The organism is Sphingomonas sp. SORGH_AS_0870, assembly GCF_031453175.1.
Classification (GTDB): domain Bacteria; phylum Pseudomonadota; class Alphaproteobacteria; order Sphingomonadales; family Sphingomonadaceae; genus Sphingomonas.
In genome coordinates this window covers 2,591,968-2,614,317 of record NZ_JAVIYW010000002.1, presented here as the reverse complement: position 1 = coordinate 2,614,317, position 22,350 = coordinate 2,591,968, and the positions used below count along the sequence as shown (strand labels likewise).

The following is a 22,350-nucleotide window of genomic DNA, read 5'->3' as shown; positions in this document are numbered from 1 at the left end:
GCCGATTGCACTGATTTCCATCATCTTCTTGTCATGTTGGCGATGACCGGTGGGTTAATGGCTGTGGGTGGTGCGGCTCCAGGATCAGCGTCGATCCCTCGACCCGCCAGCTCTTGAGCCGCGACAGGAAGTTCATGCCCAGCACGTCCGTCTCGCCGAATGCGGGGGAGATGACGACGGGGATGCCGTCGGCACGGATCGTGCCGATCTCCAGCGTCTTCACGCGTCCGGTCTGCGCGCGGATCATGCCGTTGGCCGTGTTCAGCACCACGGGAAACACCGGGGCGGACGGCCGCAGCCCGGCGGCGCGCGCGGTGTCGGTCGACAAGGCGGTCAGCGTCGCGCCGCTGTCGACCAACATCCGTCGGCTGACCCCGTCGAGCGTGACCCGTGCCCAGAAATGCCCGTCCGGCGACATCCTGATGCGCACCGTGTCACCGACGACGCTCTGGTCCTGCAGATTAAGGACCTGCATCGCCCGCTGGATATAGGGATCGAACTGCTCGCGCTGTTGCAGCACGACCAAAAGCAGGCCGCCCAGCACCAGCCAGCTTACCAGGTTGATCGCCAACCGCAGGAACGGCACACGACGCGCGACGATGCCTGCGACGACGATCGCCACGACGACGAACAGCAAGGGCGTGGGGATGCCCCAATCGACAAACATGAAACCGCTCTATCCTTGTCGGGCCAGGAAAAGGCCGGATTAGGCTATATCGCGGAATCCGTCTGTACCGTTGCTGACCGTGACGCGATCAGCCCTGATCCGCAACCCCGACATCCGACGCGCTGAAACGCTGGCCGCCATACCAGCGGCGGAAGCTGCCGTCGGGTTGACGGAAATAGCGATTGCCGTTGTGAAGAACTGGTGCGCCCAGCGAACGATAGGCCGCCCAGACGCCATAGACCATGGCGACTACCGCCAGGACCTTGATCCACTCCATCGACTCGTCCCCTTATCGTTATCCCCGGGAGGCTCGCGACAAATAGGGGTGAGATCAAGCAAAATAGATGCTGCGGCGCATGGCATTATTTGCCCGATCGATGCTGCACCGCGACAGGAACTTGAGGAAATGGGCGGCTCAGCCACGGAGATCCGGCGATGCCGAAACGGCGGGGGCGTTCCGCAGCGCGAGTAATGCCGATGCGCGGTCCGCTGACGATCGCGACATCGGTGGCGGTCGGGAGCAGATTGAAGGGGGACTCGCCGAGCGAGGCCCCGTCCAGGCCCTGGTCGACACCCAGGGCCGCGCAGAGCCGCCCGGGTCCGGCGCAAAGCTGCCTGATGGCGACCCGCCCGCCGCGCCGCCGGTGCATGACCTCCAGGCCATGGACCGGCTCGATGGCGCGAATGAGGACGGCGCTGCCGGGCGTGCCGCAGACGATGTTGAGGCAATGATGCAGCCCGTAGATGCGATAGACATAGGCATGGCCGATCGGTCCGAACATCGCCGCATTGCGTGCGGTCCGGCCGGCGAAGCTGTGCGAGGCCGGATCGGCGGCGTCATAGGCCTCGGTCTCCACGATCGGGCCGCCGACGCCGTCCACGAGCAGGGTGACGCCAAGCAGCGCGCGGGCTACGACATCGACCTCTTGCCCGTAAAAGTCGGGCGGCAGCATCATCATACTTCGGTCGTGCGGGCCTTTCGCCCGTCATTGCCGAAGACGGCCAGATAGCGCGCGATCTCCGCGGGATCGCCATTGGCCTTGGCCGGATTGTCGGAGAGCTTGACGGCGGGGCGGCCATCCACCTCGATGACCTTGGCGACCAGCGAGATCGGCTCCAGCCCCGGCAGCCCATCGGGATCGCAATCGCGGAAGTCGTTGGTCAGGTTGGTGCCCCAGCCAAAGCTCATCCGGACGCGGCCGTTGAAATGCCGATAGGTCCGATCGATCGTGTCGACGTCCATGCCATCCGAAAAGATCAGCAGCTTCTCGCGCGGATCGCGGCCATGCTGGCGCCACCAGTCCAGGATCGCCTCGCCCGCTTCGATCGGCGGCGCGCTGTCGGGTCGGAAGCCGGTCCAGTCGGCGACCCAATCGGGTGCATCGCGCAGGAAGGCGGCGGTGCCGAACGCGTCGGGCAGGACGATCAGCAGGTTGCCGTGATAATGCTGCCGCCATTCCTGAAGGACGCGGTAGGGGGCCTGGCGCAGTTCGTCGTCGGTCCGCGCCATCGCCGCGACCGCCATGGGCAGCTCATGCGCGTTGGTGCCGATCGCCTCCAGATCATTGTCCATCGCCAGCAGCACGTTCGAGGTGCCGATCAGCCGGTCCCCAAGCCCTTCCTTCAACGCCTCGACGCACCAGCGCTGCCACAGGAAACCATGGCGTCGCCGCGTGCCGAAATCGGAAATGGCCAGATAGGGAAGCGCCCGCAACCGCTCGACCTTGCCCCAGAGCTTGGCCTTGGCGCGGGCATAGAGGATATCGAGCGCGAAGCGGCCCTTGGCATGCAGCGCCGCACGGGCCCGCAGTTCGTTGACGATGGCGAGCGCGGGGATTTCCCACATCGTCGTCGCGCACCAGGGGCCGTGAAAGCGCAGTTCGAACTGTCCGTCGCGGCGGCTCAGCTCGTAATCCGGAAGCTGGAAATCGGCGAGCCATGCCAGGAACTCCGGCGCGAACATCCGCGTCTGACCGTAGAAGCTGTTACCGGCCAGCCAGATCAGTTCCTTCTTCGTGAAACGCAGCGTCCGGGCATGGTCGAGCTGCGCGCGCAGCTCCGCCTCGTCGATGACGTCCGCCAGGCGAACCGATCGCGTTCGGTTGTGGAGTGCGAAGGTCGCCTGCGTATCCGGATAGAGATTCCGGATCATCTGCAGCATCAGGAGCTTGTAGAAATCGGTGTCCAGCAGGCTGCGGACAATGGGATCCAGCCGCCAGCCATGATCCCATGTCCGTGTCGCGATATCGGTGACGGCCATGCCTATCCTTTGCTGGTGCCGGGCCGAACGTCATACCAGACCGGCCCGTCCGCCAGCAAATCGGCCAGCAGGCGGGGGCGGTCCGCCAGCACGACGGCGGTATCCCGCCAGTCGACCTGGCCCTGCGCATCCATCAGCGGGGCCAGGCGAAGCCCCATGACGCAGGTCAGCACCGCATCGCCGTGCTGCCGCTCGAACGCGATCACGCGGTCGCGGCCATGCCCCTTGACGGGAAGCGGCCGGTAATCGCCCTCGGCAAACAGCGCGGGGTATCGACGGCGCACGTCGAGCAACCCGGCGAGCAGGTCCAGCTTCGCATGGCCGCCTTCCGCCAGCGCCTGTTCGCGGGCGGGATAGTCGACCGGACGACGATTGTCGGGATCAACCAGGCTGAGGTCGGCGAACTCCGTACCCTGATAGCAATCGGGTATCCCCGGCACCGTATAGCGCAGCGCCAGTTGCACCAGTGAGTTGGCCGAGGCCGCCGGTGCGATCCGCCGCAACAGGTCGTGCAGCCGCGCTCGAAACGGCTCACCCTCCGCGCCGTCGATCAGGGCTTCGGCCAGAGCGTTGCAGCGCCCCTCATAATCCTCGTCCGGGGCTTCCCAGGACGAGCGCAGCTTGGCCTCGCGCAACGCCTTTTCCTGCCACGCCGTCACCCGCTCCGCGAAATCGCCCAAATCCTCCGGCCGGGGCCAGGCACCGACAAGCGTCTGAACGAGCATGTACCAGTCCGCCGGATCGACCCCTTCGGACAGGGCCAGCGTGTCCTGTCGCCACCCTTCGACCGCGATGCGCCATTCGTCCGGGATCGCGCTCAACACTGCAAGGCGGGCGCGCACATCCTCGCCGCGCTTATGATCATGGGTGGCGGTGGTCAGCATGGCATGCGGGAATGTCTTGGCTCTTCCCGACATCCGGTCGTGAAAGGCCGCGATCGGCAGGCTCATACGCGCCGCGTCGAACCCCACATCATTGCGCGAGAGCAGGACGCCGTGCCGATAAAAGGCGGTGTCCTCGACCGCCTTGGCGGCGATCGGCGCGGACAATTGCTGGAAACGGCGCACCGCCTCCGCCAGCAAAGCGCGGTCCGCATCACCTTCGCCCGCCAGCCAAGCGAGGATCTGGTCGACCACGAAGGTTTCGCCCGGCGGGATGAAACGCTCGACCCGTGACCGGGCCTGCCCGCGCACCTCGGCATCCGTCGCGGGCGCGTCGGGGCCATAGGTGCGATAGACCGGGAAGACCCACAGCAGGCGCTCGATCGCACGGCGGAGCATCGCGGTCGTGATCGCGCCCTCCAGCGCAGGGTCGGATGCCGTCAGCGCGGCAAAGGCCGCCACGCATCCGTCCAGCTGGCCTGCGAACTGCCAGGCAAGCAGATCCTGCCGCGCCTGCAATTCCTCGGGCGCGAAATCGGCTGATCGTCCGCTCAGCTGCGCCCAGAGTTCGGCAAGCGGTCGCGTGCCTTCCGGCGCATGGAGCAGGGCGGCGACCTCCTCCATGAAATCATAGCCGCTGGTGCCGTCGACACCCCAGTCGCGACCCATCGCCTCGTCGGCGCCGAGGATTTTCTCGACCACGATATAGGCGCGGTTGCCGTCGTCGCGGGGGATGGCATCGAACCGCGCGCGCAGTTTCCGGCCATAGCCGATCGGGTCGGTCAGCCCGTCGATATGGTCGATCCGCACGCCGTCGATCAGCCCCTCGGCATAAAGGCGGAAATAGAGCGCATGGGTCTCCTCGAAGACGGCATCGTCCTCGACGCGAAGCCCGGCCAGTTCGTTGATCGTGAAGAAGCGCCGCCAGTTGAGCTCGTCATTGGACACGCGCCACGAGGCCAGCCGGTAATGCTGGCGGTCGAGCAGTTTGGCGATCGGCAGGATTTCGGCCTCGTCCTGATCGGCGTCGCGGATCGGCAGGCGGTGTTCGCCATAGGCGACGACCTCCGCCTGTCCGTCGGTCCGCTCGACGGTGATCTTTCCTTCGGCCAGGACGTGGGAAAGCGGATCGCCCAGGATGGGCAGGACGAGCCTCTTCGACCAGTCGATGTCGAAGAACCGGGCATAGCGGCTGTCGGGCCCCGCACGCAGCACGTCGTTCCACCATTCGTTACCGCCGCCCGCCACGCCCATATGGTTGGGCACGATATCGATGATGACGCCCATGCCTCGCGCACGCGCCGCCAGGGCCAGTGACCGGAAGCCATCCTCACCCCCCAGTTCGGGATTGATCCGCGTCGGGTCGATCACGTCATAGCCGTGCATCGACCCCGCCGTGGCCGTGGTGATCGGCGAGGCATAGACATGGCTGATCCCCAGTCGATCGAGATAGGGCAGCAGCGCTTCCGCACGGGCGAAGGGGAAGTCCTTGTGGAACTGGAATCGATAGGTGGCGCGCGGCGTCATGGCGACGTCCTTTGGTTCGAGCGGGTCAGCGGGCGTTGAGCGTGGCGATGCGGTCGGCGACGTCGGGGTCCGCCAGCAGCGGCTCCAGCCTGTCGGGCAGGCGGCGGCGCCAATTGGGATGCGCGTCGGTGGTGCCGGGCAGGTTGGGCTGTTCCTCCAGCGCCAGCAGATCCTCGATCGGCACGATCGCGAGCGGGCAGGGGGTGGCGGCCACCGCCGCGATCGCGGCACCGACGACGGCGGCGGGGTCGTCGGGCAGGGGGGCGGCATCGCCGATCACCGCCCATAGCGCCTCGCGTTCGCTATCGCGGCTCGCAGCGTCTTCGTCGGATACCGGCTTGCCCGCGATCCGCGCCCGCCATTCGAGATCGCGGCTGCGCCACCATCCCGCGACCGTCGCGATGTCATGGGTCGCGGTCATTGAAATGGCCTCGGCATCCCATTTCCCCGGCGGGATGAAGCTGCCGTCCGCGTTCCGCTCGAACGGAAGGACACGCATGCCGAGCATCCCGGCCTGTGCCATGCTGTCGCGAAATCCCGGCGGCACGGTGCCCAGATCCTCGCCGATGACGATGGCGCCGCGTCCCTGATTGGCGCGGTGCGCCTCGATCTTCAGGATGCGCAGCATGTCCTCGAACGGCATCGCCAGATAGGCGCCCTGATCGGCGGCGGCGCCTTCGGGGATGACCCACAAGCGGCACAGGCCGAGCGCATGGTCGATCCGCACGCCACCAGCATGCGCGAAGACGGCGCGCAGCGTGGCGATGAAGGGCGCGAACCCCTGTCTGCGCAGCGCGAAGGGCGAGAGGGCGGTGATCCCCCAGTTCTGTCCGTCGGGGCCCAACGGGTCCGGCGGCGCGCCGATGGACAGGCCGGTGAGCAGCTCGTCGGGGCGGCTCCAGGCGTCCGCGCCGTCTCCGGCCACGCCAATGGCAAGATCGGCGATCAGCCCGATCCCCATCCCGCCATCCCGCGCAGCCATGGCGGCGTCGTGGAGCGCGCGGTCGGCGTGCCACTGGGCAAAGGCATGGAAGGCGATCGCATCCCGGTGCTCGTCGGCGAAGGCCCGCACCGCCGGACCGGCGAAATCACGATAATCCGCGGGCCAGTCGCGCCACCCTTGCGCGCCGGTGCGGGCGTGGAAATAGCCTTGCAGCGCGTCGAAGAGGGCCTGATGCTCCAGCACCTCGCCCTGCCGGTCGCGCCAATGCTCGAAGGTCTGCCGATCTGTCCCGGCCAATCGGTCGAAGACCGCGCGAAGGTCGCGCATCCGGTCCGGTGCGGCGCTGGGCCAGTCGATCAGCTCGGGCTGATCCGGCACAGGCTCCCCCGCCGGCGCCAGCCAGACGTTGCGGAACAGGCGGCTTGACGGCGCATAGGGGCTGAAACGGCTGGCCTCGGCGGGGAAAAGGGCGTGGACCGGGCTGATTGCCAGGGCGGAAGCCCCCGCGCGGGCCAGGGCGTCCGCCGCCGAGGCGAGGCTCGCAAAGTCGCCATAGGCGCCGCCGCCTTCCCGAAGCGACGGAATCTGGACCGCACTACCCCAATGGCGTCCGGCGGGCGGTGCCGGGCAGCGGAGCGGGGCGACGGCGACCGTCACGAAACGGTCGTCCTGCTCCAGTCGGTGATAGCCCCATGACGTCGGTGCGGGAAGCGACACCCGGTCGGCATAGCCGGTCAGGACGACTGGGCAAGTCTCACCATCTTCCAGGATCAGCCGCGCATTTCCCGCCCGCCAACCCGGTGGCAGGAGGACGGCATCGCCCAGGTCGGCGGAGACGAACGTTTCTTCCTCAACCCTGGTGTCCAGCCGGTCGAGGATCGCGCCCAGTGCCTCGTCCGAGACCTGCTGGTCCCGGCCCTTGGCATCCTGCCACGCCACCGACAGACCGGCGGCTTCGGCGCGGGCGTGGAGGTCGCTCATCGTGCGATCCATGCGGCGAAGCGGTCGCCTTCGCGAAAGATCAGTTCCGCCTCCTCGTCACCGATCGGCGACGGCGCGTCGCCCAGATCGATCGCGATGGTCAGCGTCGCGCCGTCTCCCATCCGCCAGCGGGCCTTGACCGCCGCCGGGCCGCAGACCTCCGCCGCCAGCCCGACCGTATCCTTCAGGCGTGGCACGATATGCGCATGGCGCAGGCTCAGCAATTCGCGGTACAGCGCCCGCCACTCGCCCGCCTGCGGTCCCGGCTCGGGGACCGACGCCTCAAAAGTGGAGCGCGCATTGGGGTCGGGAATGCGCGCGCGTGCCGCCTCGTCGGCAAAGGCGTCGAACTTGGCGAATTCGCGGCGGCGCCCCTCGCGCACCGCGTCGGCCAGTTCGTCATGAAAATCGGTGAAGAACAGGAACGGACTCTCGCTCCCCTCATCCTCGCCCATGAACAATAGCGGGATCTGCGGCCCGAGCAGCAGCAGCGCGGTCGCCGCGCGCAGCCGTTCGCGGTCGGTCAGCCGGATCAGCCGCTCGCCCATCGCCCGGTTGCCGACCTGGTCGTGGTTCTGGAGGAACGCGACGAAAGCGGTGCTGGGCAGGTCGCTCGACGGCTTGCCACGCGGCTTGCCGTCATGGTTGGGCGAACCCTCGCCCTGATAGATAAAGCCTTCCTTCAGGCAGCGTGCCAGCCGCTCGGCGGGACGATCCGCGAAGTCGCCATAATAGGCGCTCGTCTCGCCCGTCAGCAGGACATGGAGGACATTGTGGAAGTCGTCGTTCCACTGAGCGTCATAGCCACCCGGCGTCAGGCGGTCCGCATCGTTCTTCTCGTTTTCCAGCACGAGATGGACATGCCGCTCGGGCAGGGCGGCGCGGATTTCGGCGGCCATCCGGTCGAGGAAGCGGTCATTCTCGATGGCATGGACCGCGTCGAAACGCAGTCCGTCGATCCGATAGTCGCGCAGCCACATCAGGGCGTTGTCGACGAAATAGCGATGGACCGGGTCAGCATCGACCGCCACTGCGCCGCCCCAGGGCGTATCGACGTCCTGATGAAAGAAGGCACCGGCATAAGCGCCCAGATAATTCCCGTCCGGCCCGAAATGGTTGTAGACCACGTCGAGAAAGACCGAGAGGCCCAGCGAATGCGCGGTGTCGACCAGCGTCTTCAGCTCGGCGGGCGAACCATAGGCTTCGGCCACCGCATAGGGCAGGACGCCGTCATAGCCCCAGTTGCGGGTGCCGCCAAAGGCGTTGACCGGCATCAGTTCGATCGCGGTGATCCCCGACGCGGCCATCGCGCCCAGCCGTTCGCGAACACCCGAAAAGCCGCCGAGCGTGCCCGCATGCACCTCCAGCAGCACCGTCTCTTCCCAAGGGCGTCCGCGCCATTCGGTCGCGCTCCACGCGAAGGACGGATCGACGACCACGCTCCAGCCATGGACGCCCCCCGACTGGAGCCGCGAGGCGGGATCGGGAACGGCAAGATCGGGGGCGACCCTGAACCGGTAGCGGGTGCCTGGCGGGGCAGGGGCCTCGCCGGTGAACCAGCCATCGGCGTCGCGTATCATGGCGACCTCGCCGCCGCCGTCGATCTCCAGCGTGACCGACGGCCGGTCCGGTGCCCACAGACGGAAGCGGGTATCCGCGCCATCGCGCAGTTCGGGGCCCCAATGCGTCATGCCGCGATCCCATTGCGCCAGGTGACCAGGACGGCACTTTGCGGCTCGACCTCATAGCTGTCGTCGATCGCGACCTCACCCTGCTCCGGCTTGGCGCTGTCGATCAGGACGGTGCGGTCGGCATGGGGCGGGGGCAGGGTGAAGGTGATCGGATCGGCCGACGCGTTGAGGAGCAGCGACACCGCCTCGACCTCGCCATCCTCGGTGACCGAGGCCCGGCGCATCATCAGCGCGCGGCCTTCCGGGTTCTGCCAGTCCTCGGGCGATAGCTGGTTGCCGCGCTCGTCCCACCATTCGATATCATTGATCCCGTGCCCCGGCGTATCCTGGCCATAGAGGAACTGGGGCGCGCGCAGCACAACGAAGCGCCGGCGCAACTCGGCCAGCCTCGCGGTGAAGGCGATCATCGTCTCGCCATCCTCCGACGCCGCCGCCTTCCAGTCGAGCCAGCTGATCTCGTTATCCTGGCAATAGGCGTTGTTGTTGCCGTGCTGCGTCCGGCCGAACTCGTCCCCCGCCACGATCATCGGCGTGCCGAGCGACGTGAGCAGCGTCGTCATCATCGACCGCATCACCCGGCCGCGCGCCGCGTTGATACCCGGATCGTCGGTCGGCCCCTCCGCGCCCCAGTTGCGCGAGTAATTCTCGGAATGGCCGTCGCGATTGTCTTCCTTGTTGGCTTCGTTATGCCGCTCCTCGTACATGACGGTATCAGCCAGGGTGAAGCCGTCATGCGCCGCCAGCATGTTGAGGCTGGCCCAGGGACGCCGCGCCCGCCGGTCGAACAGGTCCCCCGACCCGGCCAGTCGCGCGGCCAGTTCGCCGCGCTGGCCGGGGTCGCCCCGCCAATATTTGCGCACGGTGTCGCGGTACTTGTCGTTCCATTCGGAAAAGCCGGGCGGGAAATTGCCGAGCTGATAGCCGCCGGGGCCGACATCCCAGGGCTCGGTCAGCAGCTTGAGCCGCCCCAGCACCGGGTCCTGCCGCAGCACGTCGAAAAAGGCCGAGCCCGGATCGAAGCCGTCGGCCTCGCGCCCCAGCGTCAGGCCGAGGTCGAAGCGGAATCCGTCGATCCCGAAGCTGGTCGCCCAGTAGCGCAGCGAGTCCGCGACCATCTGGATCACCCGCGCCTTGGACAGGTTCAGCGTATTGCCGGTGCCAGTGTCGTTGATTGTATAGCGGGGTTGATCCTGGACCAGCCGGTAATAGCTGGCATTGTCGAGGCCGCGCCACGACAAAGTCGGTCCCTTTTCCGACCCTTCGCAGGTATGGTTGTAGACCACGTCGAGGATCACCTCGATCCCCGCCTTGTGCAGCCGGTGAACAGCACGACGAAGTTCGTCCTGCGTATCGGTCGCGAAATAGGCCTGTTCGGGCGCGAAGAAGCCCAGCGTGTTATAGCCCCAATAGTTGCGTAGTCCCTTTTCCTGAAGGAAACGGTCCTGGGTGAAGCTGTGGATCGGTAGCAGTTCGATGGCGGTGACGCCGATCCGCTTCAGATGCTTGATGACCGCCGGATGGCCGAGCCCGGCATAGGTGCCCCGCTCGCGCGGCGGCACCAGTTCCATCAGTTTGGTCAGCCCCTTGACGTGAGCTTCATAAATCACCGTTTCGGACCAGGGCGTGTTGGGCTTCACGTCGCGCGACCAGTCGAAATGATCGTCCACCACCACTGCCTTGGGCATGGCGGCGGCGCTGTCGCGCTTGTCGAAGCTCAGATCCTCCTTCTTGGAGCGGATCTGATAGCCGTGCAGCGCATCGGTCCACTTGATCTCGCCATGCAGCTTGCGCGCATAGGGGTCGAGCAACAGCTTGTTGGGGTTGAAGCGGTGTCCCGCCTCCGGCTCATAGGGGCCATGCGCGCGATAGCCATAGAGGAGGCCGGGCCCAGCATCGGGCAAATAGCCGTGCCATACCTCGTCCGTGCATTCGGGCAGCGTATAGCGGCGCAACTCGCGCTTGCCCTGGGGGTCGAAGATGCAGAGTTCGATCCGGTCGGCATTGGCGGAAAATACGGCGAAGTTGACGCCCTCGCCATCGAACGTGGCACCCAGCGGATGGGGCGAACCGGCAAGCATCTGGTAGGGCAAAGCGGTCAAAGAGGGTCTCCGGCAAAAGTCGAACGACTATCCGTGGGGTCAACGCAAGAAGGGGGAAGCGAGGGGCCGCATCCGGCCCGTCGCTCTCGAACCACCCGCCAGGCGGGCGGCGTTATTCGGTCTTGGCGGCGCGCGGCTTGCGCGCCTTCGGCTTAGGGGCGGGGGCCGAGGCTTCGGTTCCGGCCGGGGAGGTCAGCTTGCTGCTTTTCCGACGCGTGACGGCGGCCTTGGGCTGCGGAGCGGGTTCCGCAGCCTGGGGCTTGTCCTCGGTCTGGACAGGCTCGGGGGCGGCCGGCGCGGGGTCGGCACCGGCCAGTTCGCGTTCCGCCATTTCCCAATGCTCGCGGTCGCGCCCATGCGGCTCGCCTTCGGCTTGCCAGATGCCATAGGCCCGTTCGCGAAGCTGTTCGTCCCTGTTGTCCACCATCGACTCCCTGAAGTGACGTCAATTGTCATCGGCAGCGTAACGATTGATCCTGTCATTCCGCTCCCCAAGAAGCGAATAGATAATGATCAGCTTGCGCCGGTGGGCGACTTGACCTTGACCGGCGCGGGGCGATCGACGGCGGACAGGGTCTGGCGCTGGCTGGCGGGATCGATCCGCCGGGTACGGGTGAAGGGCGGCAGTTCCACCCGGCCGCCGGTCTTCAACGCCTGCTTGATCCCCTCGATCACCCGCAGGTCGGACAATCCTTCCTCCGTATCCGGTTCCGGATCGCGATCGTTCAGGATGCAGTCCGAGAAATAGCGCATCTCGCCGCCGAAATGGTCGGTGTGCTTGAAGGCTTCATGGCTCTTCTCGTCGCCGATCGTCACATTCTGCTCGATCGCCGACTGGAAGCCATAGGCCGGGCTCATATGGATCGAGCCCTTCATGCCCGCGACGATCAGGCTGTCGACATCGTTCATCGCATAGCTGACGGTGAAGCTGGCGAGCTTGTCGCCCGGCATCCGCAGCACGACGGCGAAGGTATCGTCCAGATCGCCCAGACCCGCGCTCGGCTGGCGCGTGGCGACCGCGCTTTCGACCGCGACCGGCTCGGCCCCGAACAGATAGCGGATGGCGTTGATCGGATAAGGCGCCATGTCGAACAGCGGCCCGGCTTCCAGACCATGTTTCGCGCGGTGGTTGTCGGGGTCCAGCTTCTGCCCAAAGCAGGAGGTGAAGGCGACCAGCTCGCCCAATTCGCCGTTGCGGATCTTCTCGATAGCGTCGAGCGTGCCCGGCTCGAAATGCAGGCGATAGGCGGTCATCAGCTTGGCCGACGAGCGGCGCTCGGCGTCCTGAATGGCGCGGCCCTGTTCGACCGAGATTTCCAGCGGCTTTTCGCACAGGACATGGATGCCCGCTTCCAGCGCCGGAATGGCGAATTCGGCATGGCGCCAGTTGGGCGTGCCCAGATAGATGGCATCGCAGACATTGGCGGTCAGCAGCTTGCCGAACTCGTCATAGGAATAGACGTGCTCGACACCGTATTTCTCGGCGAGCAGGCGCCCTTTTTCCGCATCGCCAGTGACGATCGCGGTCAGTTCGGAATTGCCGGTGTGGCGGATGCCGGGCAGCATCGCCGATTGGGTGATGTCGCCCGCGCCGACGACTGCGTAGCGCACTTTCTTGGTGCCGAATCCGAATGCCGATGCCAGGCTCATGGCGATGCTCCCAATAGACAGGTCGGATGTTGCAACGCGCAAATCACGGGAAGGTCCCACGGAGATTTAACGGTTCTGGCGAGTTTCCATGCTCCTAACCTAGATTGTCTTTCCGCCAGCGGAGCCTGCGCCATCGTGACCCTGCCCGATCAGCACCCCGACCCGCTTCGCGACGAGCACGGCTTTCTGCACCTCGAAGATTATGCCGCGCTCGGCGACGGGCGTAGCGTGGCGCTGAGCGGAGCAGACGGGGCGATCGACTGGTGGTGCGTGCCCAACATGGACTCCCCGCCGCTGTTCGACCGGCTCCTTGACGCCGAACGCGGCGGTACCTTCGCGATCACCCCGGTCGAGCCGTTCACGGTCGAGCGCCGCTATCGCCCCGACAGCAATGTGCTGGAGACGATCTTCACGACCGCATCGGGACGCGCCAAGCTGGTCGAGTCGATCAACAGCGGCACGGCGGGGCGATTGCCTTGGGCGGAGCTGGCGCGGCGGGTGGAGGGGCTGGACGGCCATGTCCGCTTCGGCATCACCCTGCGCTTCAGCCGACGCGCGGACACGGTCAGCCCCTATTTCGCGCCCGCCGGGGGGCATAATGTCTTCCATGTCGACCGGGTGCTCGGCATATTCCGGCATTGCGGCCATGTCGTGATCGATCATCTGGAGGATGGGCTGGTGACGGGCCATACCTCGGTCGCGCCGGGCGATCGCGCCCGGATCGCGCTGATCGCCGGGGAGGACGAGCCGCTGGTCTGCCAGGATATCGAGCAGATCGATGCGCGGATCGACCTCTCCGACGCCGAATGGCGGCAATGGGCCGCCGGACTGAAAGTGCCGGAGGCCCAGCGCGACCGGGTGTTACGCAGCGCGCTCGCGCTGAAGCTGCTGCTCTATTCGCCCACCGGCGCGATCACGGCGGCGGCGACGACCTCCTTGCCCGAGGGGATCGGCGGGCAGAAGAATTACGACTATCGCTACGCCTGGGTTCGCGACGCGGGCTATACGATCAAGGCGTTCCTGCGGATAGGCGCGCATGCCGAGGCAAAGGCGGCCTTTACCTGGCTGCTCAAGCGGCTGGGCGAGGGACAGCCCCAGGTCTGCTACACGCTCGACGGACGCCCCGTGCCCGCCGAGCGGGAGATCGCGGTGAGCGGCTATCGCCATTCCCGGCCGGTGCGCGTCGGCAATCTGGCGGGTGGCCAGCATCAGCACGGCATCTATGGCGACATATTCGAGACGGCGAGCCGCTTCGTCGCGTGCGGCAATTTCCTCGACACCTCCAGCGCCGAGACGCTGTCGCATCTGGCCGATGCCTGCGCGGATCGCTGGCGCCAGCCCGATGCGGGCATCTGGGAATTGCCGGAGGAACGGCATTACACCATGTCCAAGATCAGCTGCTGGCAGGCGCTGGCCCGCGCGGTGGAGCTGGCTGACGAGGGGCAGATTCCCACCACCTGTCGCGACCGCTGGGCGCGGGAGCGGGACCGGATCGAGGCGTGGATCGGCGAACATTGCTGGTCGGAAGCGCGCGGCGCCTATCTGATGCACCCCGACAGCGACGCGCTGGACGCCAGCCTGGCGCTTGCCGTGCGCTTCCGTTTCGATGGGCAGGACCGGCTGGCGCGGACGCTCGACGCACTCGACCGCAAATTGGGGGCGGGAGCATTCCATTATCGTTATTCGGGGGTAGAGAAGGAGGAGGCGTGCTTCCTGGCCTGCACCTTCTGGATGATCGAGGCGCGTGCGATCCTGGGCCAGCAGGAGGCGGCACAGGCCGCATTCGACGCCGCGACGCACGCGCTCGATAGCCGGGGGGCGGGGCTCTATGCCGAGATGATCGATCCCGAGACGGGGCATTATCTGGGCAACATGCCGCAGGGTCTGACCCATTTGGCGGTCATTCAGGCGGCGGCCACGCTGGCGGGCGAGGAACTCTAGCCGCGCATGGTGGCGGACCCGCGGCCGACTTGCTAGCAGCGGGGCGATGACCGCCGCCCAGCCCGATCCCGCCCTGGCCTTCCTCGACGGGGGCGGCGAGGCGACACGCCTGATCCTCGCGCGCGACTGGACCGACCATCCTCTGGGGCCGCCCCGGAATTGGCCGGAGACGTTCCGCGTCGCGCTCAGCCTGGTGCTCAACTCACCGGAATCGATGATCCTGGCCTGGGGGCCGGAGCTGCATTTCTTCTTCAACGAAACCTATTTTCCGCTGCTTGGCCCCCGTCTGCCCTGGGCGATGGGAACGCGTTTCGACGAGGTATGGACCGACGCGCTGGAACAGGCGCGGCCGATCATAGACGATGCGCTGGCGGGGCGGACCCAGCGTTTCGTCGATCTCCCCTGGAAGCTGGATACCGACCGGGGCGAGGCGCACACCTTCTGGTCCTTTTCCTATTCGCGCGTTCTCGACGGCCAGGGCGATGTCGCGGGGCTGTTCATCTTCACCAACGAGACGACGGCGCGCGTCCATGCCGATGCGGCGCTGCGCGACAGCCAGCTGCAATTGTCGCAGGCGCTGGAGGAGCTGCGCGGGCTCAACGTCACGCTCGAACAGCGGATCATCGAACGGACCGCCGAGCGCGACCGCATGTGGGACGTATCGCCCGACCTGCTCGCCGTGCTCGATGCCGAGGGCGTGATCCAGCGGACCAACCCGGCCTGGGGCAAGCTGCTCGGCTATGGCGGACAGGCGCTGGTCGGGCGATCGGTGATGGAGCTGGTTCATCCCGACGATCTGGCCGGGGCGCAAGAGGCCCTCAGCAATTCGCTGACCCGCCAGGTCTCGCGGATCGAGGTTCGAATGCGCCACGCCCAGGGCGATTACGAGTGGATCGCCTGGGTCGGCGCCTCCAGCGCGCGCGAAGTCTTTGCGGTCGGTCGCCATATCACCCAGCAGAAAGCGGCGGAGGAGGCGCTGCGCCAGACCGAGGAGCAGCTGCGTCAGGCGCAGAAGCTGGAGGCGATCGGCCAGCTGACCGGCAGCGTCGCGCACGACTTCAACAATCTGCTGACCGTCATTCGCGGTTCGATCGACCTGATTCGCCGCCCCGGATTCCCGCCCGAGCGCCGCCAGTGCCAGATCGAGGCGATCGCGGATGCGGCCGACCGCGCCGCCAAGCTGACCGCACAGTTGCTGGCCTTTGCCCGGCGGCAACCGCTGACGCCCGAGGTGGTCGATGTCGGGGCAAGCATCATGACGCTGTCCGACATGATCGCCACGCTGTCGGGGCCGGGCATCCGGCTGGTCTTCGATCTGCCGGATCGGCCGTGCCATGCCCATGTCGACCGCAGCCAGTTCGACACCGCGATCGTCAACATGGCGGTCAATGCCCGCGACGCGATGGCGGGGCAGGGGACGCTGACCATCCGCGTCTGGTCGGAGGCGGAGTCGCAAGGACCGGATCAGGTCCGGATCGCGATCATCGATACCGGCGAGGGCATTCCCGCCGACCGGCTCGACCAGATCTTCGAGCCCTTCTTCACCACCAAGCGGCTGGGGGCGGGCACCGGCCTGGGTCTCAGCCAGGTGTTCGGCTTTGCGCGCCAGTCCGGCGGCGATGTGCATGTCGCCAGCACGCCGGGACAGGGCGCGACCTTCACCCTGGTCCTGCCCCGGACCGACGGCCTGCCCGCCGCCGATCGGCAGCAGGGCGATCCGGGCGCAGCGAACGGGACCGAACGCTGCGTGCTGGTGGTCGAGGACAATGTCGAGGTCGGGCAGTTCGCGGTCGAGGCGCTACAGACGCTGGGCTATCGCACGGTCATCGCCACCAACGCGGCGGCGGCCATGGAGGAACTGAAAGCCGGGGCGGAGCGGTTCGACCTGGTCTTTTCCGACGTCATGATGCCGGGCCAGTCGGGCATCGACTTCGCGCACGATATCGCCCGGCTCCACCCACAGCTGCGCATTCTGCTCACCAGCGGCTATAGCCGGGTCATCGCCGACGAGGGGAGCCATGGCTTCGCGTTGCTCCGTAAACCCTATACGCTTGCGGAGCTCGCCCAGCAGATCGATCGGCTGTTCGGCGTCTGACGCTCAGTCGAGATCATTCTCGCTGACCACGACCAGCGCCTGCTCCATGTCCCGGCCCAGCGCGGTCAGCGCGGCGTCGAGAATATCGTCGGAGTAGCGATCGAACATCTCGACGGCATCGCCATCGGGGACGTCGCCGCTCAGGGCTTCGAGCAGGTCATATTGGACGGCGAACTGATATTCCTCGCCCTCCAGCTCGGCCACGAATTCGACCTGCCGGTCCGCGACATTGTCCTCGACCGTTTCCTTGATGACCGTCAGCGTGTCGTCCGCCATGGCGTGCCTTTCCTGAATGTTCGCGACGGGGACGCGGCAGACGCCCCCGGGTTCCCTGATCGAGTGCGGTTATTTTACCCGATGCCAGCGCTGCTCGCGACAGCCCAGCCGCCCCAGCAGGCATCCCTGGCCGACCAAAGTCCGCGCATCGAGTTGGGTGATCGTGCCCTCGACCTCGCGACCGATGTCCGGAACGAAGACGGTGCCCGCCCAGCGCCCTGGCTCTTCCTCCTCGAAATCGGTGAACAGCCGGGTGCCCACCAGACGGGGCGAGCCGCCGCGCGCGGCATCCGCCTTGGCCTGTTCGCTCGCCCAGACCACCGTGCCGCACATCAGCTCCGCGTCGGGGCCACGGCCGCAGGGGGCGAAGCGGACCTGCACGGTGTTGGACGGATTGGCCCATGTACCCGCAGGCACCCGCGCGTCCGCCGCCCCGGCCATGCCGATCCCCGCCATCGCCGCGGCGGCCATTGCTATCCAGCGCTTCCCGTTCGTCATCCTGTTTCCCGTCATGCATCCCCTGTCGAGAACCGATGTAGGGCGCGATCCGGCCAAAACAAAACGGCCAGTGGATCGCTCCACCGGCCGCCCGCATGAGATTGGTCGATCGGGATCAGGACGCGCGCTTGGCAAGTTCCTTGTTAATCCCCAGCGCGGCAAGCGTCGCGACCGCACCCGACAGCAGATAGGCGCCGACCGACAGCAGGCCGAAATGGCTCGAAAGCAGCAGCGCGGCGAGCGGCGCGAAACCCGCACCGATCAGCCAAGCGAGATCCGAGGTGATCGCGGCGCCCGTGTAGCGACGAAGCGACGAGAAGCCCGAGTTGATCGCACCCGACGACTGGCCGAAGCCCAGGCCGAGCAGCAGGAAGCCGAGCACGATGTAGATCGTCTCACCCGTGCCGCCATTGTCGAGCAGCTGCGGCGCGAAGCCGGCAAAGGCCGCGATGCCCGCCGCCGAGAAGCCCAGCAGCGTGCGACGGCCGACCCGGTCGGCGATCTTGCCCGAGGCGAGGATGGCGAACACGCCGACGATGCTGCCGATGATCTCGATCATCATGAAGTCCTGCGGGCGCTCCTTGTTGAACAGGACGACCCAGGACAGCGGGAACACGGTCACGATGTGGAACATGGCGAAGCTGGCGAGCGGCGCGAAGGCGCCCAGAAGGACGGTGCGGCCCTCGGTGCTCAGCGTCTCGCCGACCGGCGCGGGCTGAAGCTCGCGGCTTTCGAACAGGCGCTGGAACTCGGGCGTGGCGACGATGCGCAGGCGTGCGAACAGCGCCACGACGTTGATCGCGAACGCCACGAAGAACGGATAGCGCCAGCCCCAGTCGAGGAAGTCCGCCCGGCTGAGCGTGGTCAGGAAGAAGGCGAACAGGCCGTTGGCCACCAGCAGGCCGAGCGGCGCGCCCAGCTGCGGGATCATCGCATACCAGCCGCGACGACGCTCGGGCGCGTTGAGCGACAGGAGCGACGGCAGGCCGTCCCAGGCCCCGCCAAGCGCCAGGCCCTGCATGACGCGGAAGATGCCGAGCAGCACGGCGGCCGACGTGCCGATCTGCGCATAGCCGGGCAGGAAGGCGATCGCCATGGTCGACCCGCCGAGCAGGAACAGCGCGATGGTCAGCTTGACGCCGCGACCGAGATTGCGGTCGACCGCCATGAAGATGAAGGTGCCGATCGGGCGGGCGATGAACGCCAGAGCGAACAGCGCGAACGAATAGATCGTGCCGGTCAGCGCGTCGACGTAAGGAAAGATCAGCGACGGGAAGACCAGCACCGAGGCGATGGCGTAGACGAAGAAGTCGAAGAACTCCGACGTACGCCCGATGATGACGCCGATGGCGATGTCGCCCGGGGCGACATGGTGCGGATCGCGGGCATTGACCAGCCGCGCGTCCCGCTCAAGGGGCGTCGAGGTCGATGCGGTTAACTCTGCGCTCATCGGCTGCCAGTCCTGATTTCTTGCATTTTCATCTCGGCGGAACGGTGGCGGCGCAAAACGACCGCACAAAACCGCCATTCTGTTGCGCCTATGCGCCTTTCGATGGGCCGGGGGGATTGGACAAACTGTCCAATGTGCGCAGGTGCAGCAAAGGCGTAGCGGCCCTTGCCATATGTCTCATTCGTCGAGCCTTGCGCGCCTGCGCCCTCTTCGCTGGGCCGCCTTGCCCCTCCTGGCCATGCTGGGGGGATGCGATGCGGTCGTGCTAAACCCTGCCGGTGACGTTGCCGTGCAGCAACGCGATCTGGTGCTGATCGCGACGGCCCTGATGCTGCTCATCATCATTCCGGTGATGGCGCTGACGGTGCTGTTCGCGTGGCGCTATCGCAAGAGCAACACGCAGGCCGAATATGATCCGGAGTTCGATCACTCCACCATGCTCGAGCTGGTGATCTGGTCGGCGCCGCTGCTGATCATCATCTGCCTGGGCGCGGTGACGTGGACGAGCACCCATCTGCTCGACCCGTATCGCCCGATCGAACGGACCGCCCCCGGCCAGCCGATCGCCTCCAGCGTCAAGCCGCTCGAGGTCCAGGTCGTCGCGCTCGACTGGAAATGGCTGTTCATCTATCCCGAGCAGGGCGTCGCCACGATCAACGAACTGGCGTTGCCGGTCGACCGGCCCGTCGAGTTCCGCCTGACCGGCACCTCGGTGATGAACGCCTTCTACGTCCCCGCCATGGCCGGCATGATCTACACCATGCCCGGCATGGAGACGCAGCTGCATGCGGTCATCAACCGCGAGGGCACGTTCAAGGGCCTGTCGTCGCACTATAGCGGCGCCGGTTTCTCGGGCATGCACTTTCCGGTCTATGCGCTCCAGGCGAACGGCTTCGACCAGTGGGTCGAGAAGGTCCGGACCTCGCAGGCCGGCCAGGGCAAGGGCCATGGCCAGCTGACCCGCGCCGCCTTCCTGACGGTCGAGAAGCCCAGCGAATATGTGCCCGCCATGTATTTCAACGGCGTTCAGGGCGGCCTGTTCGATCGCGTCGTCAACCGCTGCGTCGCGGACAACACGCCGTGCATGTCGGACGTGATGATGCACGACCGGATGACTGGTGGCGGCGATCCGCACAAGATGAAGGTCGGCGAGGGCAATCCGCCGGTCAACAATACCGGCCCCATGCACGGTGATCGGACCAAGGGCGCGCTCGAAAAGTCGCCGGAGGAAATCCAGACCTCGCCGCATCAGAGCAAGGAGCCTGTCCCGTCGAAGGGCGTGCAGGAGCCCGGTGAGATGAAGAACCGCCGCATGTCCTTCCTTTCCATCCCGCAGACCCCCGGCCCGCAGACCTTTGGTCATGCCGGTGCGGGTCGCGGCTGAGGCACGCCATCATGGAACACATCATAAAGACCATCTTCGGACGGCTATCGATCGAATCGCTGCCGATCCACGAGCCGATCGTCGTCGGCACCTTCCTGGGTGTCGCGGTCGGCGGCATCGCGGTGCTCGCGCTCATCACCAAGTTCAAGCTGTGGGGCTATCTCTGGAAGGAGTGGTTCACCACGGTCGATCACAAGCGCATCGGGATCATGTACATGATCCTGGGCATCGTGATGCTGCTGCGCGGTTTTGCCGACGCGCTGATGATGCGCGGCCAGCAGGCGATCGCGTTCGGCGACAATCAGGGCTTCCTGAACTCGCATCACTATGATCAGGTGTTCACCGCGCACGGCGTCATCATGATCTTCTTCGTGGCGATGCCGATCATCACCGGCCTGATGAACTATGTCGTGCCGCTCCAGATCGGTGCGCGCGACGTGTCCTTCCCGTATCTCAACAATCTGAGCTTCTGGATGACCGCGGGCGGCGTCGTGCTGGTCATGGCCTCGCTGTTCATCGGCGAGTTCGCGCGGACCGGCTGGCTGGCCTTCCCGCCGCTGTCGGAGCTGGACTTCAGTCCCGATGTCGGTGTCGACTATTATATCTGGGCCCTCCAGGTGGCCGGTGTCGGTACGACCCTGTCGGGCATCAACCTGATCGCGACCATCATCAAGATGCGCGCGCCGGGCATGACCATGATGAAGCTGCCGGTGTTCTGCTGGACCTCGCTGTGCGCGAACGTCCTGATCGTCGCCAGCTTCCCCGTGCTGACCGCCACGCTCGTCCTGCTGTCGCTCGACCGTTATGTCGGCACCAACTTCTTCACGAACAATCTCGGCGGCAACCCGATGATGTACGTGAACCTGATCTGGATCTGGGGCCACCCGGAGGTCTACATCCTGATCCTGCCGCTGTTCGGCGTGTTCTCGGAAGTCACCTCGACCTTCTCGGGCAAGCGTCTGTTCGGCTATACCTCGATGGTCTATGCCACGATCGTCATCACGATCCTGTCGTACCTCGTCTGGCTGCACCACTTCTTCACCATGGGTTCGGGCGCGAGCGTCAACTCGTTCTTCGGCATCACCACCATGGTGATCTCGATCCCGACGGGGGCGAAGATCTTCAACTGGCTGTTCACCATGTACAAGGGTCGCATCCGGTTCGAGCTGCCGATGATGTGGACCATCGCGTTCATGCTGACCTTCACCATCGGTGGCATGACCGGCGTTCTGCTGGCCGTTCCGCCCGCCGACTTCGTGCTGCACAACTCGCTGTTCCTGATCGCGCACTTCCACAACGTGATCATCGGCGGCGTGCTGTTCGGCGCCTTCGCCGCGATCAACTATTGGTGGCCCAAGGCCTTCGGGTTCAAGCTCAACCAGTTCTGGGGCAAGGTGTCGTTCTGGCTGTGGGTCGTCGGCTTCTGGGTCGCCTTCACGCCGCTCTACATCCTGGGCTTCATGGGCGTGACGCGTCGCCTCCATCACTTCGACGATCCGTCGCTGCAGATTTATTTCGTCGTCGCGCTGCTGGGCGCGCTGATGATCGCGGGCGGCATTGGAGCCTTCCTGGTTCAGATCGGCGTGTCGATCTGGAAGAAGGAAGAACTGCGCGACGTGACGGGCGATCCCTGGGACGGCCGTACGCTGGAATGGGCGACCTCGTCGCCGCCGCCGGACTACAACTTCGCGTTCACGCCCGTCATCCATGAACTGGATGCCTGGTACGACATGAAGGACAAGAAGGCACAGGCTCCGGCCGAGGGCTATCGTCCGATCCACATGCCCAAGAATACGGGCACCGGCGTCATCATCGCTGGCCTGTCGACCGCCGCGGGCTTTGGCATGATCTGGTACATGTGGTGGCTCGCCGCCCTGGGCCTGGTCGGTGTCGTCGTCGTCGCCATCTGGCACACGTTCAACTATGACCGCGATTACTACATCCCCGTCGATGAAGTCGTGGCAACGGAAAACGAGCGGCGTCGCCTGCTCGGTCAGGGGGCCTGAT

At 66.1% G+C, this 22,350-nt stretch carries 17 protein-coding genes; 4 read left to right on the top strand and 13 right to left on the bottom strand.

The features are described from left to right. Positions 1-31: 31 nt before the first annotated feature. From QE363_RS12190 to QE363_RS12145, 10 genes are all read right to left on the bottom strand, one after another. Positions 32-667: a TIGR02281 family clan AA aspartic protease gene (locus QE363_RS12190; RefSeq protein WP_309695584.1), complete on the bottom strand. Its 636-nt coding sequence runs from the start codon at positions 665-667 to the stop codon at positions 32-34. An 88-nt stretch (positions 668-755) separates the two neighbouring features. Next, positions 756-944, bottom strand: coding sequence for a hypothetical protein (locus QE363_RS12185; protein WP_309695581.1), 189 nt, complete (start codon positions 942-944; stop codon positions 756-758). A gap of 85 nt (positions 945-1,029) precedes the next feature. Then, on the bottom strand, positions 1,030-1,626 hold the full coding sequence (locus QE363_RS12180; protein WP_309695578.1) for a DNA-3-methyladenine glycosylase: 597 nt from the start codon (positions 1,624-1,626) through the stop codon (positions 1,030-1,032). After that, positions 1,623-2,927 (bottom strand): nicotinate phosphoribosyltransferase, encoded by a 1,305-nt coding sequence (gene pncB, locus QE363_RS12175; RefSeq protein ID WP_309695576.1) that lies wholly within the window; start codon positions 2,925-2,927, stop codon positions 1,623-1,625. The genes QE363_RS12180 and pncB overlap by 4 nt, the downstream gene beginning before the upstream one ends. 2 nt (positions 2,928-2,929) lie before the next feature. Then, positions 2,930-5,335, bottom strand: coding sequence for a malto-oligosyltrehalose synthase (gene treY, locus QE363_RS12170; protein WP_309695574.1), 2,406 nt, complete (start codon positions 5,333-5,335; stop codon positions 2,930-2,932). Positions 5,336-5,360: 25 nt separating this feature from the next. After that, a complete protein-coding gene (gene malQ / locus QE363_RS12165) occupies positions 5,361-7,259 on the bottom strand; it encodes a 4-alpha-glucanotransferase (RefSeq protein WP_309695572.1) in 1,899 nt (632 codons plus the stop codon). Next, positions 7,256-8,950 (bottom strand): malto-oligosyltrehalose trehalohydrolase, encoded by a 1,695-nt coding sequence (gene treZ, locus QE363_RS12160; protein ID WP_309695571.1) that lies wholly within the window; start codon positions 8,948-8,950, stop codon positions 7,256-7,258. The genes malQ and treZ overlap by 4 nt, the downstream gene beginning before the upstream one ends. Then, positions 8,947-11,049 carry a glycogen debranching protein GlgX gene (glgX, locus tag QE363_RS12155; RefSeq protein WP_309695569.1) on the bottom strand — a complete coding sequence of 701 codons (2,103 nt, stop codon included), beginning with the start codon at positions 11,047-11,049 and terminating at the stop codon, positions 8,947-8,949. Before glgX ends, treZ begins: the two co-directional genes overlap by 4 nt. A gap of 112 nt (positions 11,050-11,161) precedes the next feature. Further along, entirely contained in the window at positions 11,162-11,476 is a 315-nt protein-coding gene (locus QE363_RS12150) for a DUF2934 domain-containing protein (RefSeq protein ID WP_309695567.1), read from the bottom strand. Between the two features lie 86 nt (positions 11,477-11,562). Next, positions 11,563-12,699 carry a Gfo/Idh/MocA family oxidoreductase gene (locus QE363_RS12145; RefSeq protein ID WP_309695562.1) on the bottom strand — a complete coding sequence of 379 codons (1,137 nt, stop codon included), beginning with the start codon at positions 12,697-12,699 and terminating at the stop codon, positions 11,563-11,565. A 135-nt stretch (positions 12,700-12,834) separates the two neighbouring features. On the opposite strand from QE363_RS12145, the gene QE363_RS12140 reads away from it, so the two are divergent. Together QE363_RS12140 and QE363_RS12135 are read left to right on the top strand one after the other, a co-directional pair. After that, positions 12,835-14,640, top strand: a complete 1,806-nt coding sequence (locus QE363_RS12140) for a glycoside hydrolase family 15 protein (RefSeq protein WP_309695560.1) — start codon at positions 12,835-12,837, stop codon at positions 14,638-14,640. Positions 14,641-14,686: 46 nt separating this feature from the next. Beyond that, entirely contained in the window at positions 14,687-16,735 is a 2,049-nt protein-coding gene (locus QE363_RS12135; protein WP_309695558.1) for an ATP-binding protein, read from the top strand. A gap of 3 nt (positions 16,736-16,738) precedes the next feature. Here the strand turns inward: QE363_RS12135 and QE363_RS12130 are convergent, their stop codons facing one another. The 3 genes from QE363_RS12130 to QE363_RS12120 all read right to left on the bottom strand — a co-directional run bounded on the left by QE363_RS12130 (position 16,739) and on the right by QE363_RS12120 (position 18,959). After that, positions 16,739-17,011 carry a DUF1488 family protein gene (locus tag QE363_RS12130; protein ID WP_307098886.1) on the bottom strand — a complete coding sequence of 91 codons (273 nt, stop codon included), beginning with the start codon at positions 17,009-17,011 and terminating at the stop codon, positions 16,739-16,741. A gap of 69 nt (positions 17,012-17,080) precedes the next feature. Then, positions 17,081-17,509, bottom strand: a complete 429-nt coding sequence (locus tag QE363_RS12125; RefSeq protein ID WP_309695555.1) for a DUF2147 domain-containing protein — start codon at positions 17,507-17,509, stop codon at positions 17,081-17,083. Between the two features lie 115 nt (positions 17,510-17,624). Then, positions 17,625-18,959, bottom strand: coding sequence for an MFS transporter (locus QE363_RS12120; protein WP_309695553.1), 1,335 nt, complete (start codon positions 18,957-18,959; stop codon positions 17,625-17,627). Positions 18,960-19,131: 172 nt separating this feature from the next. Between QE363_RS12120 and cyoA the strand changes: the two genes are divergently transcribed. After that, entirely contained in the window at positions 19,132-20,343 is a 1,212-nt protein-coding gene (gene cyoA, locus QE363_RS12115; RefSeq protein WP_309695551.1) for a ubiquinol oxidase subunit II, read from the top strand. A gap of 11 nt (positions 20,344-20,354) precedes the next feature. Continuing rightward, a complete protein-coding gene (gene cyoB, locus QE363_RS12110) occupies positions 20,355-22,349 on the top strand; it encodes a cytochrome o ubiquinol oxidase subunit I (RefSeq protein ID WP_309695549.1) in 1,995 nt (664 codons plus the stop codon). Position 22,350: the final 1 nt, after the last annotated feature.

Bases quoted from the DNA above. Each gene is read 5' to 3' on its own strand.
- QE363_RS12190 (WP_309695584.1), bottom strand. From the start codon at position 667: ATGTTTGTCGATTGGGGCATCCCCACGCCCTTGCTGTTCGTCGTCGTG.
- QE363_RS12185 (WP_309695581.1), bottom strand. From the start codon at position 944: ATGGAGTGGATCAAGGTCCTGGCGGTAGTCGCCATGGTCTATGGCGTC.
- QE363_RS12180 (WP_309695578.1), bottom strand. From the start codon at position 1,626: ATGATGATGCTGCCGCCCGACTTTTACGGGCAAGAGGTCGATGTCGTA.
- pncB (WP_309695576.1), bottom strand. From the start codon at position 2,927: ATGGCCGTCACCGATATCGCGACACGGACATGGGATCATGGCTGGCGG.
- treY (WP_309695574.1), bottom strand. From the start codon at position 5,335: ATGACGCCGCGCGCCACCTATCGATTCCAGTTCCACAAGGACTTCCCC.
- malQ (WP_309695572.1), bottom strand. From the start codon at position 7,259: ATGAGCGACCTCCACGCCCGCGCCGAAGCCGCCGGTCTGTCGGTGGCG.
- treZ (WP_309695571.1), bottom strand. From the start codon at position 8,950: ATGACGCATTGGGGCCCCGAACTGCGCGATGGCGCGGATACCCGCTTC.
- QE363_RS12150 (WP_309695567.1), bottom strand. From the start codon at position 11,476: ATGGTGGACAACAGGGACGAACAGCTTCGCGAACGGGCCTATGGCATC.
- QE363_RS12145 (WP_309695562.1), bottom strand. From the start codon at position 12,699: ATGAGCCTGGCATCGGCATTCGGATTCGGCACCAAGAAAGTGCGCTAC.
- QE363_RS12135 (WP_309695558.1), top strand. From the start codon at position 14,687: ATGACCGCCGCCCAGCCCGATCCCGCCCTGGCCTTCCTCGACGGGGGC.
- QE363_RS12130 (WP_307098886.1), bottom strand. From the start codon at position 17,011: ATGGCGGACGACACGCTGACGGTCATCAAGGAAACGGTCGAGGACAAT.
- QE363_RS12125 (WP_309695555.1), bottom strand. From the start codon at position 17,509: ATGACGAACGGGAAGCGCTGGATAGCAATGGCCGCCGCGGCGATGGCG.
- QE363_RS12120 (WP_309695553.1), bottom strand. From the start codon at position 18,959: ATGAGCGCAGAGTTAACCGCATCGACCTCGACGCCCCTTGAGCGGGAC.
- cyoA (WP_309695551.1), top strand. From the start codon at position 19,132: ATGTCTCATTCGTCGAGCCTTGCGCGCCTGCGCCCTCTTCGCTGGGCC.
- cyoB (WP_309695549.1), top strand. From the start codon at position 20,355: ATGGAACACATCATAAAGACCATCTTCGGACGGCTATCGATCGAATCG.